The organism is Duganella sp. GW821-FHT01E12 (assembly GCF_059422325.1).
In genome coordinates, this window is sequence record NZ_JBWKWR010000007.1 from 185,902 (window position 1) to 201,233 (window position 15,332).

The window sequence follows — 15,332 nt, forward strand, 5'->3', positions numbered from 1 at the left end:
TCCGTTCACACGCGTTCGATGATGGTGGCGATGCCCATGCCGCCGCCCACGCACAGGGTTATCAGGCCGCGCTTGAGGTCGCGGGCTTCCAGTTCGTCCAGCAGGGTGCCGAGCAGCATGCAGCCGGTCGCGCCCAGCGGGTGGCCGAGCGCGATGGCGCCGCCGTTGACGTTGACCTTTTCTTCCGGCACGCCCATCTCGGTCATGAAGCGCATCACCACGGAGGCGAAGGCTTCGTTCACTTCGAACAGGTCGATGTCGGCGATGTCCAGGCCGGCCTTCATCAGCGCCTTGCGGGCGGCGGGCGCCGGGCCGGTCAGCATGATGGTCGGATCGGTGCCGGTGACGGCGGTGGCCAGCACGCGGGCGCGCGGCTTCAGGCCCAGCCGGTTGCCGGCGGCCTTGCTGCCGATCAGCGCGAGCGCGGCGCCGTCGACGATGCCGGAGGAGTTGCCGGCCGTGTGGATGTGCTCGACCCGGTCCAGCTGCGGATATTTGCGCAGGGCCACGCTGTCGAAGCCCATCCGGCCGGCCGCCTCGAACGAGGGCTTCAGGCCGCCCAGGGTTTCGATCGTGGTGTTGGGCTTGATGAATTCGTCCTCGGCCAGGATCAGCACGCCGTTCTGGTCGAGCACCGGCACCACCGAGCGGAAACGGCCGGCGGCGCGCGCGGCGGCGGCCTTTTGCTGCGAGCGCATGGCGTAGGCGTCGACCTGTTCGCGGGTGTAGCCGTCCAGCATGGCGATCAGGTCGGCGCCTATGCCTTGCGGCAGGAAGTCGGTGTGCAGGCTGGTCTCCGGGTCCAGCGCCCAGGCGCCGCCGTCCGAGCCCATAGGCACGCGCGACATCGACTCGACGCCACCGGCCACCACCAGGTCTTCCCAGCCGGAGCGCACTTTTTGCGCCGCCAGGTTGACGGCCTCCAGCCCCGAGGCGCAGAAGCGGTTCAGCTGGACGCCGGCCACTTTCCAGTCCCAGCCGGCGGCCAGCGCGGCGATCTTGGCGATGTCCGCGCCCTGGTCGCCGACCGGCGTGACGCAGCCGAGCACGACATCGTCGATCAGCGCGGTGTCGAGCTTGTGGCGCGTCTGCAGTTCGCGCATCAGCCCGGACAGCAGCGAGATTGGTTTGACGGTGTGCAAACTGCCGTCCTTCTTGCCTTTGCCGCGCGGGGTGCGGATGGCCTCGTACACATAGGCTTCGGTCATGGAATCTCCTTGTCTGAACGGCCATCATAGAGCGCAAACGACAACAAAGCAACTGCTTGCTTCGTGAAGGTATTTGCGCTAGTCTGGCCGGACAACAACAGGGGACAGGCCATGTTTGACAGCCACGAACATCAGGAATTACAGCGCACACTGAGGCGCTTCATCGAGAGCGAAATCAATCCGCATGTCGATGAGTGGGAGGAGGCCGGCATATTTCCCGCGCACGCCCTGTTCCGGAAAATGGGTGAGCTCGGTTTGCTGGGGCTGACCAAGCCGGTGGAATACGGCGGCCTGGGCCTCGACTATTCGTATTCGATGGCGATGGCCGAGACGCTGGGCCACGTCGACTGCGGCGCGATTCCGATGGCGATCGGCGTGCAGACCGACATGTGCACGCCGGCCCTGGCGCGTTTCGGCTCGGACGCCCTGCGCCGCGAGTTCCTGGCGCCGGCCATCAGCGGCGAGATGGTGGGCTGCGTCGGCGTCTCGGAGGCGCACGCCGGCTCGGACGTGGCGGCCATCCGCACCAGCGCGCGCAAGGACGGCGGCGATTACGTCATCAACGGCAGCAAGATGTGGATCACCAACAGCCTGCAGGCTGACTGGATGTGCGTGCTGGTCAACACATCGGACGGCCCGGCCCACAAGAACAAGACGCTGGTGATGGTGCCGATGGATACGCCGGGCGTCTCGGTCGGCAGGAAGATCCGCAAGATCGGCATGAACGCCTCCGACACCGGCCTGATTTACTTCGACGAGGTGCGCGTGCCGCAGCGCCACGCCATCGGCGAGGAGGGGCAGGGCTTCGTGTACCAGATGCTGCAGTTTCAGGAGGAACGCTTGTGGGCTGCGGCAAACGCGGTGCAAACCCTGGCCAATTGTATAGACTTGACGGTGGACTGGGCGCGTGAGCGGGCGATGTTCGGCGGCCGGCTGCTGGATAATCAGCACGTCCACTTCAAGCTGGCGGAGTTGAAGACGGAAGTGGAGAGCCTGCGCGCGCTGACCTATCGCGCCGGCCAGCTGTATGTCGGCGGCCAGGATGTGACCGAGCTGGCGTCGATGTGCAAGCTCAAGGCGGGACGCCTGCTGCGGCTGGTGCCTGACGCCTGCATGCAGTTCTGGGGCGGCATGGGCTACAGCTGGGAGAACCGCGTGGCGCGCATGTTCCGCGACGGGCGCCTGACCTCCATCGCCGGCGGCGCCGACGAAGTCATGTTGGGCATCATCGCCAAGCAAATGGGCATCCTGCCGAAAAAGGAGAAGCAATGAATCCATTCGATACGCATGAAGTGCGCAACACGGTTGCGCCGTTTGAGAACATCAATCTGTACGCGGCCGATCCGGCCTTGCAGGAGGCGCTGCTGCGCGAAGGCGGCGCGGCGGCGGCGGAATCGCTGCACGCGCTTGGCGCGCAGCTGGGCCGGGCCGAGGTGCTCGATCTGGCGCGGCTGGCCAACCAGCACACGCCCAAGCTGCACAACTTCGACCGCGCCGGCAAGCGCGTGGACGAGGTGGAGTTCCATCCCGCCTGGCATGGCCTGATGGCGCTGCTGATCGGGAACGGCGCGCACGCGACGCCCTGGCTGGGCGGCCCCGGCGCGCAGGTCGCGCGGGCTGCGCGCTACATGCTGTTCGGCCAGGTGGAGAACGGCTCGCAGTGTCCGGTGACGATGACGTATGCGTCCGTGCCAGCGCTGAAGCAGGCGCCGAAGCTCGCCGCCAAGTGGCTGCCGAAGATCCTGTCGACCGAATACGATCCACGCTCGCTGCCGGTGGAGCAGAAGCGCGGCGCCATCATCGGCATGGGCATGACGGAGAAGCAGGGCGGCTCCGACGTGCGCTCCAATACCACCCGCGCCGAACCGGTGCCGCCGGCCGAAGCGCGCGCGATGTTCGGCGAGGAGGGCGAGGATGTCTATCGCATCGTCGGCCACAAATGGTTCTTCTCGGCGCCGCAAAGCGATGCGCACCTGATCCTGGCGCAGACCGACGATGCGGGCAGCGCCGGGCTGTCGTGCTTCTTCCTGCCGCGCTATCTGCCGGACGGTGCCCGCAACCAGATCCGCGTGCAGCGCCTCAAGGACAAATTGGGCAACCGCTCGAATGCTTCGTCGGAGGTTGAATTCACCGGCGCCTATGGCTGGTTGATCGGCAAGCCGGGGCGCGGCATCCCGACCATTTTGGAGATGGGCAGCCACACCCGCCTCGATTGCGTGTTGGGTAGCGCCGGCACCATGCGCGCCGCGCTCACGCATGCGCTGCACCACGCGCGCAGGCGCACGGCGTTCGGCCGACCGCTGTCCGAACAGCCGCTGATGCAGAACGTGCTGGCCGACCTGGCGCTGGAATCGGAAGCGGCTACGGCCTTCGGCATGCGGCTGGCGCGCTGCTTCGACCAGGGCGATGATCCGGCGCAGGCGCTGCTGGCGCGCATCCTGACGCCGGCCGGCAAGTACTGGATCTGCAAGCGCGGCCCGGCCTTCGGCGCGGAGGCGATGGAAGTGATCGGCGGCAGCGGCTACGTGGAGGACGGCCCGCTGGCGCGGCTGTACCGCGAACTGCCCGTCAACTCGATATGGGAAGGCTCCGGCAACGTGATGTGCCTTGACTTGTTGCGCGCCTTCGGCAAAACTCCAGCCGCGCGCGAGGCGCTGGCGTCCGAGCTGGCCCTGGCCGGCGAGTCCGATGCCGATTATGTCCGCTACACGCAGGCGCTGCTGGCTGACCTGAGCCAGCCGCAGTCCGACGAGTTCGGCGCCCGCGTGCTGGCCGAGCGGGTGGTGCTGGCGGTGCAGGCCGGCCTGCTGTTGCGGCATGCGCCGGCTTACGTGTCGTCGGCGTTCGTCGCGTCACGGCTGGCGCGCGAACCCGGTGGCGCGTTCGGACGCCTGCCTGCGGGCGTCGATTGCACGGCGATCCTGGCGCGCGCGTTAATTGAATAAACTGGATAAATAGTTATGACGAATACCGCCCCTGTCGACAACCGCCGCGCCGATCTGGTGCGCGTGGCCGCCCGCCTGTTCCGCGAGCGGGGCTTCGACGGCACCACCACGCGCGACATCGCCGACGCCGTCGGCATGCGCTCCGGCAGTCCCTTCTATCACTTCAAGAGCAAGCAGGAGATCCTCGCTGCGGTGATGGAGGAGGGCCTGGTGGCGGGGCTGCCGGCCGCCGAGGCCATCGCGGCGGGCGATCTGCCGCCGCGCGCCAAGTTCCAGGCGCTGGTGCGCGCGCACCTGGAAATCGTGCTGGGCGAAGGCCACGACTTCATCCCGGTGCTGCTGTACGACTGGCGCCGTCTGACGCCGGAACTGCGCGAGCGCGTGCAGGTGCTGCGCGACCGCTACGATCAATTGTGGCAGGACGTGGTGAATGAACTGTCGGCCGCCGGCCTGCTGCGCAGTGACAGCGCGGTGGCCCGCCTGCTGCTGATGGGCGCGATCAATTACAGTGTGCTGTGGTACAAACCGGGCCAGGGATCGGACCTGGACCAGATCGCGGCGGAGGCGGTTGCCATGTTTCTGGGCACGGAGGGCTAGTATAATAAAAAGCACACACCGACTAAAAAGAGCAAAACAATGAAACAAGATCCGCGCTTTCCCAACCTGTTCATCACCGACCACCCGCTGATACAACACAAGCTGAGCCACATGCGCGCCAAGGATACGTCGACCCGTACCTTCCGCGACCTGCTCAAGGAAATCACGCTGCTGATGGGCTATGAGATCACGCGCGACCTGCCGCTGACCACCCGCACCGTCGAAACCCCGCTGATGACCATCGAGGCGCCGGTCATCGCCGGCCGCAAGCTGGCCATCGTCCCCATCCTGCGCGCCGGCATCGGCATGAGCGACGGCCTGCTGGACCTGGTGCCGTCGGCCCGCGTCGGCCACATCGGCGTGTTCCGCGATCCGGAAACCCACCAGCCGGTGGAATACCTGGTGCGCCTGCCGGACACCGTCGAACGCACCTTCATCCTGTGCGACCCGATGGTGGCGACCGGCAATTCGGCCGTGCACGCGGTCGATGTGCTGAAAAAGCGCGGCGTGACCGACGACCAGATCATCTTCCTGGCCCTGGTGGCCGCGCCGGAAGGCATCGAAGTGTTCCAGAAATCGCATCCGGGCGTGAAGATCTACTGCGCGTCGCTCGATTCGCACCTGAACGACCACGCCTACATCGTGCCCGGCCTGGGCGATGCCGGCGACCGCATCTTCGGCACCAAGTAATCATCATGGCGACGCCTGCCGATCACGAATTCCGCGCCCGTCTGGCGGCGTTGAGCGAGCGGTTTGCCGTCACCGTGCCGGTGACGATGGCGCAGATCACCGAGGCGTTGGACGCTTGCCGTGCTGCCGGGGGCGACCCGCCGCCGGAAGCCGAGCTGCGGCGGCTGCACGAACTGCTGCATGGCGTGGCCGGGTCGGCCGGCACCTTCGGCTACGGCATGCTGGGGCAGCAGGCGCGGCGCATCGAGCACATGGTGCGCGGTGTCATGACCGAGCACACCGGCTGGCTTGCCGTCATCCCGGAAGTCGAACAGTTGCTGAAATGGGCAGCGCGGGATGCGCAATCAGCAACATACGAGTAAGCGTGCGCTTGATCCATATCAAATGACGTAGGATTAAGTTGTCTATAGTGACAAATACACCCTGAGGGACGGGTAGTTGAGCGATGGAAAGATGGCCTTTTTGCTGGGTTTCTACCAAAAAAAAGTGGCTTTGCATTTATTTTCGCGAAAACGTGCTTTTCTCTCGTAAATGGGTATAATGCGGGATCGTTTAGATTCAAGAGTAGTGCAGTTTGTCTGTCATTTCTTTCTTGCCTCAAACGATATCACGGGCGCAAGCCCAACTTAACTGAAATAGGAATTGTAATGGCAACTGGTATCGTAAAATGGTTCAATGATTCGAAGGGCTTCGGCTTTATCACCCCGGACGAAGGCGGCGAAGATCTGTTCGCTCACTTCTCGGCGATTCAGTCCGCAGGCTTCAAGTCGCTGCAAGAGAACCAACGCGTTTCTTTTGAAGTGACCGCTGGTCCTAAGGGCAAGCAAGCTTCGAACATTCAGCCACTGTAATACGCTGAATCAAACGAAATAAGAAATCCTCGGTATCCGAGGATTTTTTTTCGCCCGCGTTTTCATGCGGGCTGTTAAATCGGCATCATTTCCAGGATTTGCGCCAGTAGTCCGGCTGCGCGTACGTGTGCCGCAGGAAGTCCACGAAGGCGCGTATCCGCAGCGGCAGGTGGCGGCGCTGCGCGAACACCGCGTAGATATCGTTGCCCGGCGCGGCGTGTTCGTTAAGCACCGTCTGCAGCTTGCCCGCTTCGATTTCATTCCCCACTTCCCACATCGACCGCCAGGCCAGGCCTTTGCCGGCCAGCGCCCAGTCGTGCAGCACCTGGCCGTCGTTGCTGCCCATGTTGCCGCTCACTTTGACCACCACGTTCTTGCCGTTGTCGCGGAAGGTCCAGCCGCGCTGGCTGCCTTCGCTGCTGATCGCCAGGCAGTTGTGCTTGGCCAGGTCGGCCAGCGTCTTCGGCTCGCCATGGCGCTTGAGGTAGGAGGGCGCGGCCACCACCACGCGCTCGTTGTCGGCCAGCTTGACGCTGACCAGGCTGGAATCGGACAGGCTGGCGATGCGGATCGCCACGTCGATACCCTCGCCGACGATGTCGACCACGCGGTCGCTCATGTTCAGCGTGACGCTGACGTCGCGGTGCTCGGCCAGGAAGGACGGGATCAGCGGCGCCACGTGCTGGCGTCCGAAGCCGGCCGGGGCCGAGATCATCAGGTGGCCCGTGGCGTGCGCGCTGCGTTCGGCCACGGCGGTTTCGGCTTCCTCCAGCTCGGCCAGGATGCGCTGGCAATCCTCCAGGAAGGCCGCGCCCTCGTTGGTCAGCGCCAGTTTGCGCGTGGTGCGTTGCAAAAGTTTGACACCCAGGCGGCTCTCCAGCGCGTCCAGGCGGCGGCCTATCATGGCCGGCGCGATGCCCTCGGCGCGCGCGGCGGCCGACAGGCTGCCCTTGGAAACCACCTCGACGAAGGTGGAGATCTGTCTGAATTGACCCATGTATCGGCTATCCCGTCACTTGTGATAAAAACGCATAGATGATGTGATTTTTAGTCTCGTTTGCATAACTTATTAGTGAATATACTGTAAAACATATCAAGGCGTAACTGAGTCCGCACACTAAAACTTTGGGCGTGCAACAAGTAGGCCAGTGCTTATAATTAGTTTGGTTGCTTATATTTTTTCTATCGGAGAGACCTCATGACGCAGTCCACCATCAATCTGCCGGCAGGCATGGAAATCACGGGCGAGATCAAGCCTGGCTACGAAAACATCCTGACCACCGAGGCACTGTCGCTGGTGGTGAAGCTGACCCGCGAGTTCGAAGCGCGCCGTCAACAATTGCTGGCCGTGCGCGTCGAGCGCGCCAAGCGCCTGGACGCCGGCGAGCGTCCCGACTTCCTGCCCGAGACCGCGCACATCCGCGCCGGCGACTGGAAGATCGCGCCGATTCCGAAGGCGCTGGAATGCCGCCGCGTTGAAATCACCGGCCCGGTCGAGCGCAAGATGGTCATCAACGCCTTCAACTCGGGCGCCGACAGCTACATGACCGACTTCGAAGATTCGAACACGCCGAACTGGGACAACCAGATCACCGGCCAGATCAATATGTTCGACGCCGTGCGCCGCACCATCTCGCTGGAGCAGAACGGCAAGTCCTACAAGCTCAACGACAAGATCGCCACGCTGGTGGTGCGTCCGCGCGGCTGGCACCTGGACGAGAAGCACGTGCTGGTCGACGGCAAGCGCATCTCCGGCGGCATCTTCGACTTCGCGCTGTTCATGTTCCACAACGCCAAGGAGCAGCTGGCGCGCGGCGCCGGCCCGTACTTCTACCTGCCGAAGATGGAATCGCACCTGGAAGCGCGCCTGTGGAACGACATCTTCGTGATGACGCAAAACGAACTGGGCCTGCCACAAGGAACGATCAAGGCCACCGTGCTGATCGAGACCATCCTGGCCGCCTTCGAGATGGACGAGATCCTGTACGAACTGCGCGAACACAGCTCGGGCCTGAACGCCGGCCGTTGGGACTACATCTTCTCGTGCATTAAGAAGTTCAAGCTGGACAAGGATTTCTGCCTGGCCGACCGCGCCAAGGTGACCATGACCGCGCCGTTCATGCGCGCCTACGCCTTGCTGCTGTTGAAGACCTGCCACAAGCGCAACGCGCCGGCGATCGGCGGCATGGCCGCGCTGATTCCGATCAAGAACGATCCGGAGAAGAACGAAGTGGCCATGGGAGGCGTGCGCAACGACAAGGCGCGCGACGCCACCGACGGCTACGACGGCGGCTGGGTCGCTCACCCGGGCCTGGTGGAACTGGCGATGACCGAGTTCACCAAGGTCCTGGGCGACAAGCCCAACCAGATCGACAAGCAGCGTCCCGACATCGGCGTGACCGCCGCGCAGCTGCTGGACTTCAAGCCGGAAGCGCCGATCACCGAGGCCGGCCTGCGCTACAACATCAACGTCGGCATCCACTACCTGGGCAGCTGGCTGGCCGGCAACGGCTGCGTGCCTATCCACAACCTGATGGAAGACGCGGCCACGGCGGAGATCAGCCGTTCGCAAGTGTGGCAGTGGATCCGTTCGGACAAGGGCGTGCTGGAAGATGGCCGCAAGGTCACCGCCGACATGGTGCGCGCGATGATCAAGGAAGAATTGGTCAAAGTGCAGCGCGATGCGCCGGGCGGCGACGGCCCGACCTATGTGCGCGCCGGCCAGATATTCGAGGAGATGTCGACCTCGACCGAATTCGCGGAGTTCCTGACGCTGCCGCTGTACGAAGAGATCTAAGAAAAAACAACGGCCCGCAAGGGCCGTTTTTCATTAGAAGTCATTTTTCCACAAGCGCAGCGCGGTGAAGGTGGCCAGCGGCGTATCGATGCGGTCCAGCCGTCCGGCGCGCACCAGTTGTTCGGCGATGGCCGGCTCGCGGTAGCGCAGGAAGGGATTGGTTGCCTTTTCCGCGCCTATCGTGCTCGGCACCGTCGGCATGTTGTGCTCGCGCTTGTCGGTCTCCACCTTCACCCGTTCCTGCAGGGCCAGGTTGTCCGGCTCCACCACGCGCGCGAAGCGCAGGTTCGATAGCGTATATTCGTGGGCGCAGTAGACCTTGGTATCATCCGGGAGCGCCGCCAGTTTGCCGAGAGAGCTGATCATCTGCGCGGGCGTGCCTTCGAACAGGCGCCCGCAGCCGCCGGCAAACAGCGTGTCGCCGCAGAACAGCCAGGTCGGCTCGCCGTCGGCGGGCTCGCGCACATAGGCGATGTGGCCCATGGTGTGGCCGGGCACGTCCAGCACCGACAGCCGCAGCGCCAGGCCGGGCACGTCGATCACCTTGCCTTCGCCGACCGGCAAAGTGATCGCGGCGATGCTCTCGTTGCGCGGACCAAAAACGGGAACCTGATAATGCTGTAATAATTCAGGAACGCCCCCAATATGGTCAGCGTGGTGATGGGTGAGTAGAATGGCGGTGAGCTTGAGTCCGTTTGCATGGAGGGCCGCCAGTATCGGCTTGGCGTCGCCGGGGTCGACTGCGACAGCGTGGATGCCGTCATGGATCAGCCACAGATAGTTGTCGTGGAACGCAGGAACCGTCAGAACACTGAGTGCTTGAATAGATGAATTGGTCATTGGATCGCAAAAAGGCTAGGCATGGACAAGGCAGGATCTGAGAAATCCATTATAGCGCTGGAAGGCTGGCTGCAAACGCCCGCCGGTGTGTACTTGCGTGAGTGGGAACAAACCTGTCTCGATAATTTAACAGCTGATATCTTTGGATTCAACGCCGTGCAGATAGGCATGCCGCAAATCGATGCACTGGCCGCCAACCGCATGCCGTACAAGCTGCTGGCCGACCGCAAGGTGCGCGCCGTGGCCGCGCCGTCGCAGCGCCCGGTGTCGCTGACGCTGGACTACACCGAGCTACCGTTCGCTTCGCAGTCGATCGACCTGGTGGTGCTGCCGCACGTGCTGGAGTTCTCCACCGATCCGCACCAGGTGCTGCGCGAGGTCGAGCGGGTGCTGATACCGGAAGGGCAGGTCATCATCTGCGGCTTCAACCCGGCCAGCCTGTGGGGCGCGCGCCATGTGCTGCGGCGCGTGGGCGGCACCTCCTTCCTGCCGCGCACGGAGGAGCTGATCTCTATGCCGCGCATGAAAGACTGGTTAAAATTATTGAATATGGGCTCCAGCCAGAGCCACTTCGGCTGCTACGCGCCGGCCTGCCGCACAGAAAAGTGGCTGCATCGCTACGCATTCATGGATAATGCCGGGCCGCGCTGGTGGCCGTATTTTGGCGGCGTCTACATCGTGCAGGCGATCAAGCGCGTGAAAGGCATGCATTTGATCGGTCCAGCTTGGACCAAAAAAACGGCGTCGGCCCCCGCGGTCGTCCCGGCAACAAATAAAAGGCGGGAACAGCAGGATGGATAAGGTAGAGATTTTTACGGACGGCGCATGCAAGGGTAACCCAGGCCTCGGCGGCTGGGGCGCGTTCCTGGTGGCCGAAGGCGCCGAAAAGGAAATTTGCGGCGGCGCCCGCGACACCACCAACAACCGCATGGAACTGCAGGCGGTGATCGAGGCGCTCAACGCGCTCAAGCGGCCGTGCATGGTCACGCTGCACACCGACAGCCAGTATGTACAAAAAGGCATCAGCGAATGGATACACGGCTGGAAGGCGCGCGGCTGGAAGACCGCCGCCAGGGAGCCGGTCAAGAACGAGGATCTGTGGCGCGCGCTCGACGCCGCCCAGGCCATGCACACCGTCGAATGGCGCTGGGTGCGCGGCCACAACGGCCATCCGGGCAACGAGCGGGCCGACCTGCTGGCCAACCGCGGCGTGGAACTGGCACGCGGCCGATGAGCGGCCTGTTATACTCCTGCGTTCGGATGTAGCCACCACAGAACACTATGCGCCAAATCGTACTCGATACCGAAACCACCGGCATCAACCCCAAGCTGGGCAACCGCATCATCGAGATCGGTTGCGTGGAGCTGAACAACCGCATGCTGACGGGGAATAACTTCCACGTCTACATCAACCCGGAACGGGACTCGGAAGAGGGCGCGCTGAACGTCCACGGCCTGACCACCGAGTTCCTGAGCGATAAGCCGAAATTCCATCAGATCGTCGAAGAGCTGCGCGCCTACATCCAGGGCGCGGAAGTCATCATCCACAACGCCCCGTTCGACCTGGGTTTCCTGAATCACGAATTCAAGCTGCTGAACCTGCCCGATTTTTCCAGCCACATCGGCGGCGTGATCGACACGCTGGTGCATGCCAAGGAACTCCACCCGGGCAAGCGCAACTCGCTGGACGCGCTGTGCGACCGCTATGGCGTGTCGAACTCGCACCGCAAGCTGCACGGCGCGCTGCTCGATGCCGAGCTGCTGGCCGACGTCTACCTGTCGATGACGCGCGGACAGAACAGCCTGGGCATGGATGCGGAAGAGGAAGTGGTGGCCGGCGCCGAGCTGCTGGAGCCGGTGCCGCTGGCCGACATCATCTTCCTGCCGGCGTCGGAGGACGAACTGGCGGCCCACGCGGCCACGCTGGCGGGGCTGGACAAGGCCGTCAAAGGCCAGTGCATCTGGACCGCGATCAGCACGCCGCCGGCCGCCGGATAAAAGATCAATAGAATTTTCGTGTTTGGCCTTCCCCTTCTGGTAGGTTGTATGCGATAATTCGCCCCGCTTCGGGAGGTTAGCTCAGGGGTAGAGCACTGCATTCACACTGCAGGGGTCGCAAGTTCGAAACTTGCACTTCCCACCAGAATTTATCAAGAAAATCAAAGGCTTGCGTCAATCTGACGCGGGCCTTTTTTCTTGTTGGCATGAAAAGTGCGAGAAAGTACGGATAATTTTTCCTGTTTGTATTCTTCTGCAATGTATGCGTTATCCAGTAGATTGTTCGGTCGCATTTTCAATCGACTATCGTCTGCGCGTACTCGCCGGATTATTTTGGCGCCGTGCTCGGTGAAGGCATGCGGCAGCGTCTTCGAGAATTTTAGGTTGGCGAAGTGGCCGCGATTTGCAACTACCTCTTTTTTCGGCGGTGGTGAGCTGGAACACGAAGTTGGCGGAAATCGCTCCTGGTTGCGCTTGACCTGTTCGTTGAGTCGTTTGGTTGGCACGCCATACAGCTCGTCTTGACTCATGTAGCTTATCAAGGCCTTGCCAACGAAAATTTGGAGGCTGAGTACGGAGTTAGTACGGAGCCCGTTGGGGCTTTTCGGGAGCTGGCGGTAACCCTCTAACGAGGGAGGTCTTCAATGGCCTGCACAAGGCGGAGCTCATACATCCCAGCGGTCCCTGGAGGACGCGCGAGGCCGTTGAACTGGCGACGCAGGAATGGATGACCTGGTTCAATCATCATCGCTTACTCGAACCGTTCGGCTATATACCGCCGGACGAAGCTGAGGCAAACCGCTGCCGACAACTTTCCGAGCAGGCGAGGTCGCCGGACTCACACCAAACGGCCTCTTAAATTTCCGGGGCGATTCAGACATCGCACGAACGGATCAACTCAAACGGGCGATGAATCTCATCGCCCAATGGCTTGGCGCGCTAGCCCTTGTGCTGAGCCAGCGAGGTGATGGTCACACTGGCTTTTGCCACCTCTTCGGCATATAGCGAGGTCGCCAGTTGCAGCACTTCAGGCACGGCGGTATCAGGATGACCACCGGGGAAGGGCGGCTGTGGGTCATATTCCACCAACAGTTGCAGCGTTCTGGCGAATGGCTCGCCGCAGAGTAGTGCCGCCAGCGTTAGGCCAAAGTCCATCCCCGCCGTCACGCCGCCACCGGTGATGCGGTTGCGGTCCCGCACCACGCGCGCGTCCACCGGCGTTGCCCCCAATTGCGCCAGCAGAGGGCGCACGGCCCAATGCGACGTCGCCTGGTAGCCCTGCAACAGGCCCGCTGCGGCCAGCAATAGTGAGCCAGTACAGACACTTGTGATCCATGTGGCGCGCGTTCCGCGATCGGTCAGGAAGGTCGTGATCTCCCTGTCTTCCAGCAGGGGCCAGGTGGCGGCCTTGCTGCCGCCGACGAATAGGACATCCAGCTTGGCAGGGCACTGATCGAGCGTGCAGGTGGGCAGGATGGTCATGCCGCTGTCGGACAATACCGGCTCGAGCGTCTTCCAGACCAGATGTACCCGCGCGCCTGGCAAATTGGAAAAGACCAATTGGGGAGCGACCATGTCGAGTGCAGTCATGCCTGGGTAGATCAGCATACCGATTTCTAGTGTGGAGGGTGTCGTTTGATTCATGGTTGTCTTTCTATGATGGTGGGTTGATATCAATTTATTCAAGAAGCAGTGCGGCTTGGGCGCCGCTCAGGGCAGCGCTTCCGCAGCGGGAGCGGTGGCGGTGGAAATCAGGCCGGAGTGCACAGCGATGCGCTCGCCGTGACGGTTGTACCAGTAGCTGCGCGGCGTTTCACCGCGCCATTTCGGATCAATCACATAGCGCAGTTGCGCGGCCGGTGCGTCGCCATACGCCCAACTGCCGCCGCGAATACCTAGTTGTGCGAGTCGCGCGCGTATCGCTTCCGCATTGCCCGGCTGTGACAGGGCGTCGGTCGATAGTGTGACGACTTCCAGGCCATCGTCCTGTTGCTGTGCCGCGGCCAGATTGGCGATGCTGGCCTGGCAATAGCTGCAATCGAGCGACCAGATGATCAGCACAAAGGGCTTGCCCGCCTCGCTGTTCAGGATGTGCGTCATGCCGTCGCTCTCGAATGACAATGGCGGGGGACTGGCGCTGGCCGTGCCGGCAACCAGGATCGCTAACGTCAACAGTAAAGGCCTGATCATTTAGGTAGGCTCCAGCGTAAAGGTTTGTATGCGGCTTTCCTGGCTGCGCCATACCAGCACGATACCGCGCGGGCCACTGGCCAGATGCGGCTGGTCGGCGTCGCTCGTGGTGCTCGACAGCGTGCGCTCGGTCCAGGTCGCACCGCCGTCGTAGGAGTTCCGGCTCAGCAGCTCAGTGGCGCTACCGTTGAACTGGGTCCACGCGAGGGCGATGTGACGACCCGCCACCGCGACGTCCGCATGTGCGGCTTGCTCGCTGCCCAGCCTCTCTGGCGTGCCCAGTGCACCGTCGGAATTCTGGCTGGCGTAGAACAAGCCGCCGCCGTCGGCGTTGCCGCTGAACCAGGTCTGGTGGCGTCGGCCGTCCTCCCCGATTGCCAGCGCCGGCCCTTGGTGCGGGCAGGCGTCGAGCGTCCAATTGTCGAAGCTGGCGCGCTGCGGCGCAGCCGGTTTGCCGTCCGGTGTCAGCATGGTCAGTGCATGATCGCGGATGTTGGGCGCGAAGACGTGACGCCACAGCAGCAACGGCTGGCCGGCGCCGTCGGTGGCGATCGCGCTGCGGCAGCATTCGCAGGCATGGTCGGTGATCTTGTAGTCGCCCTTGAAGCTGCGCCCGCCGTCTTGCGAGACGGCGTAGTACAACGCCGCACCGGCGTAGGTGGTGCCGTTTGCCCGTGCCGCCTGCTGGTCGCGCTTATCGATCCAGGCGATGAAGACACGACCAGCGTGATCGACCGCCATCGACGCAAAGCCGTGGGTGATGACGTCGTGGTTCTGGTGCACCGTGATGGCGCCGCTGAAGTGGAGGCCGCCGTCGTCGGAGCGCAGGAAGCGCAATTCGGAGGTGTGCGGCGCGGCCAGCGGATGGCTGTAGCTCAAGTAGATCTGGCCTTGTGCACCAAAGGCGATACGGGGTCGTTCATCGCCGCTGGCGACCACGGTTTCGTGGCTGACCGTCTGCGGTGTTGTCCAGTGGCGCCCCTGGTCGTCCGAGGATTGCAGCACCAACTGTTCTCCGTCGGCGGTGGTCGCCTTGCTGGCCAGCCAAAGGCGGCCCTGGGCGTCCATCGCCACGGCGCTGCCGAGGTCCGATGCCTTGTGCTGCGTCGTGTGCGCTGTCGGATCGTGGGCCTCGGTCACTGCGCACAGCAGCAGCGTGGACAGGCCCAGGCCTTGCAGCCATTGGGTGAAGCTCTTGGTCGGTGTCATAAGGTAC

At 63.2% G+C, this 15,332-nt stretch carries 17 protein-coding genes, 1 tRNA gene and 1 pseudogene; 12 read left to right on the top strand and 7 right to left on the bottom strand.

Annotated features, from left to right (window positions below; translation table 11 throughout):
* Positions 1–5 precede the first annotated feature (5 nt).
* Entirely contained in the window at positions 6–1,208 is a 1,203-nt protein-coding gene (locus AC07WS_RS20235; RefSeq protein ID WP_494730818.1) for an acetyl-CoA C-acetyltransferase, read from the bottom strand.
* Positions 1,209–1,319: 111 nt separating this feature from the next.
* On the opposite strand from AC07WS_RS20235, the gene AC07WS_RS20240 reads away from it, so the two are divergent.
* The 6 genes from AC07WS_RS20240 to AC07WS_RS20265 all read left to right on the top strand — a co-directional run bounded on the left by AC07WS_RS20240 (position 1,320) and on the right by AC07WS_RS20265 (position 6,291).
* Positions 1,320–2,480: an acyl-CoA dehydrogenase family protein gene (locus AC07WS_RS20240; protein WP_494730819.1), complete on the top strand. Its 1,161-nt coding sequence runs from the start codon at positions 1,320–1,322 to the stop codon at positions 2,478–2,480.
* Positions 2,477–4,153, top strand: a complete 1,677-nt coding sequence (locus tag AC07WS_RS20245) for an isovaleryl-CoA dehydrogenase (protein ID WP_494730820.1) — start codon at positions 2,477–2,479, stop codon at positions 4,151–4,153. The genes AC07WS_RS20240 and AC07WS_RS20245 overlap by 4 nt, the downstream gene beginning before the upstream one ends.
* Positions 4,154–4,168: 15 nt before the next feature.
* Positions 4,169–4,750 carry a TetR/AcrR family transcriptional regulator gene (locus AC07WS_RS20250; RefSeq protein ID WP_494730821.1) on the top strand — a complete coding sequence of 194 codons (582 nt, stop codon included), beginning with the start codon at positions 4,169–4,171 and terminating at the stop codon, positions 4,748–4,750.
* A gap of 39 nt (positions 4,751–4,789) precedes the next feature.
* The gene (gene upp / locus AC07WS_RS20255; protein ID WP_494730822.1) at positions 4,790–5,440 is read left to right on the top strand and encodes a uracil phosphoribosyltransferase; all 651 of its coding nucleotides are present in this window, start codon (positions 4,790–4,792) and stop codon (positions 5,438–5,440) included.
* A gap of 5 nt (positions 5,441–5,445) precedes the next feature.
* Positions 5,446–5,802 carry an Hpt domain-containing protein gene (locus AC07WS_RS20260; protein WP_494730823.1) on the top strand — a complete coding sequence of 119 codons (357 nt, stop codon included), beginning with the start codon at positions 5,446–5,448 and terminating at the stop codon, positions 5,800–5,802.
* 285 nt (positions 5,803–6,087) lie between these two features.
* Positions 6,088–6,291, top strand: coding sequence for a cold-shock protein (locus AC07WS_RS20265; RefSeq protein WP_008448165.1), 204 nt, complete (start codon positions 6,088–6,090; stop codon positions 6,289–6,291).
* An 85-nt stretch (positions 6,292–6,376) separates the two neighbouring features.
* On the opposite strand, the gene AC07WS_RS20270 is transcribed toward AC07WS_RS20265, so the two are convergent.
* Positions 6,377–7,288 (bottom strand): LysR family transcriptional regulator, encoded by a 912-nt coding sequence (locus AC07WS_RS20270; RefSeq protein WP_494730824.1) that lies wholly within the window; start codon positions 7,286–7,288, stop codon positions 6,377–6,379.
* Between the two features lie 201 nt (positions 7,289–7,489).
* On the opposite strand from AC07WS_RS20270, the gene aceB reads away from it, so the two are divergent.
* Complete coding sequence (gene aceB, locus AC07WS_RS20275) at positions 7,490–9,088, top strand: malate synthase A (protein WP_494730825.1); 1,599 nt, start codon at positions 7,490–7,492, stop codon at positions 9,086–9,088.
* A 33-nt stretch (positions 9,089–9,121) separates the two neighbouring features.
* Here aceB and gloB read toward each other — a convergent pair whose 3' ends face one another.
* On the bottom strand, positions 9,122–9,928 hold the full coding sequence (gloB, locus tag AC07WS_RS20280) for a hydroxyacylglutathione hydrolase (protein WP_494730826.1): 807 nt from the start codon (positions 9,926–9,928) through the stop codon (positions 9,122–9,124).
* 21 nt (positions 9,929–9,949) lie between these two features.
* Between gloB and AC07WS_RS20285 the strand changes: the two genes are divergently transcribed.
* From AC07WS_RS20285 to AC07WS_RS20300, 4 genes are all read left to right on the top strand, one after another.
* Complete coding sequence (locus AC07WS_RS20285; protein ID WP_494730827.1) at positions 9,950–10,729, top strand: class I SAM-dependent methyltransferase; 780 nt, start codon at positions 9,950–9,952, stop codon at positions 10,727–10,729.
* The gene (rnhA, locus tag AC07WS_RS20290) at positions 10,722–11,162 is read left to right on the top strand and encodes a ribonuclease HI (protein ID WP_494730828.1); all 441 of its coding nucleotides are present in this window, start codon (positions 10,722–10,724) and stop codon (positions 11,160–11,162) included. The genes AC07WS_RS20285 and rnhA overlap by 8 nt, the downstream gene beginning before the upstream one ends.
* A gap of 47 nt (positions 11,163–11,209) precedes the next feature.
* Positions 11,210–11,926, top strand: a complete 717-nt coding sequence (dnaQ, locus tag AC07WS_RS20295) for a DNA polymerase III subunit epsilon (RefSeq protein ID WP_494730829.1) — start codon at positions 11,210–11,212, stop codon at positions 11,924–11,926.
* A 70-nt stretch (positions 11,927–11,996) separates the two neighbouring features.
* Positions 11,997–12,071 (top strand) — tRNA-Val (locus AC07WS_RS20300).
* Between the two features lie 16 nt (positions 12,072–12,087).
* On the opposite strand, the gene AC07WS_RS20305 is transcribed toward AC07WS_RS20300, so the two are convergent.
* On the bottom strand, positions 12,088–12,456 hold the full coding sequence (locus tag AC07WS_RS20305; RefSeq protein ID WP_494730830.1) for an ORF6N domain-containing protein: 369 nt from the start codon (positions 12,454–12,456) through the stop codon (positions 12,088–12,090).
* A gap of 104 nt (positions 12,457–12,560) precedes the next feature.
* Between AC07WS_RS20305 and AC07WS_RS20310 the strand changes: the two are divergent.
* Positions 12,561–12,785, top strand: a pseudogene (locus tag AC07WS_RS20310) (IS3 family transposase); the annotation flags it as partial.
* Between the two features lie 80 nt (positions 12,786–12,865).
* Here AC07WS_RS20310 and AC07WS_RS20315 read toward each other — a convergent pair.
* The 3 genes from AC07WS_RS20315 to AC07WS_RS20325 form a co-directional block, all read right to left on the bottom strand.
* The gene (locus AC07WS_RS20315) at positions 12,866–13,570 is read right to left on the bottom strand and encodes a DJ-1/PfpI family protein (RefSeq protein ID WP_494730831.1); all 705 of its coding nucleotides are present in this window, start codon (positions 13,568–13,570) and stop codon (positions 12,866–12,868) included.
* 66 nt (positions 13,571–13,636) lie between these two features.
* Positions 13,637–14,026, bottom strand: a complete 390-nt coding sequence (locus AC07WS_RS20320) for a TlpA family protein disulfide reductase (RefSeq protein ID WP_494730832.1) — start codon at positions 14,024–14,026, stop codon at positions 13,637–13,639.
* Positions 14,027–14,116: 90 nt separating this feature from the next.
* Positions 14,117–15,325, bottom strand: a complete 1,209-nt coding sequence (locus AC07WS_RS20325; RefSeq protein ID WP_494730833.1) for a sialidase family protein — start codon at positions 15,323–15,325, stop codon at positions 14,117–14,119.
* Between the last annotated feature and the right edge of the window lie 7 nt (positions 15,326–15,332).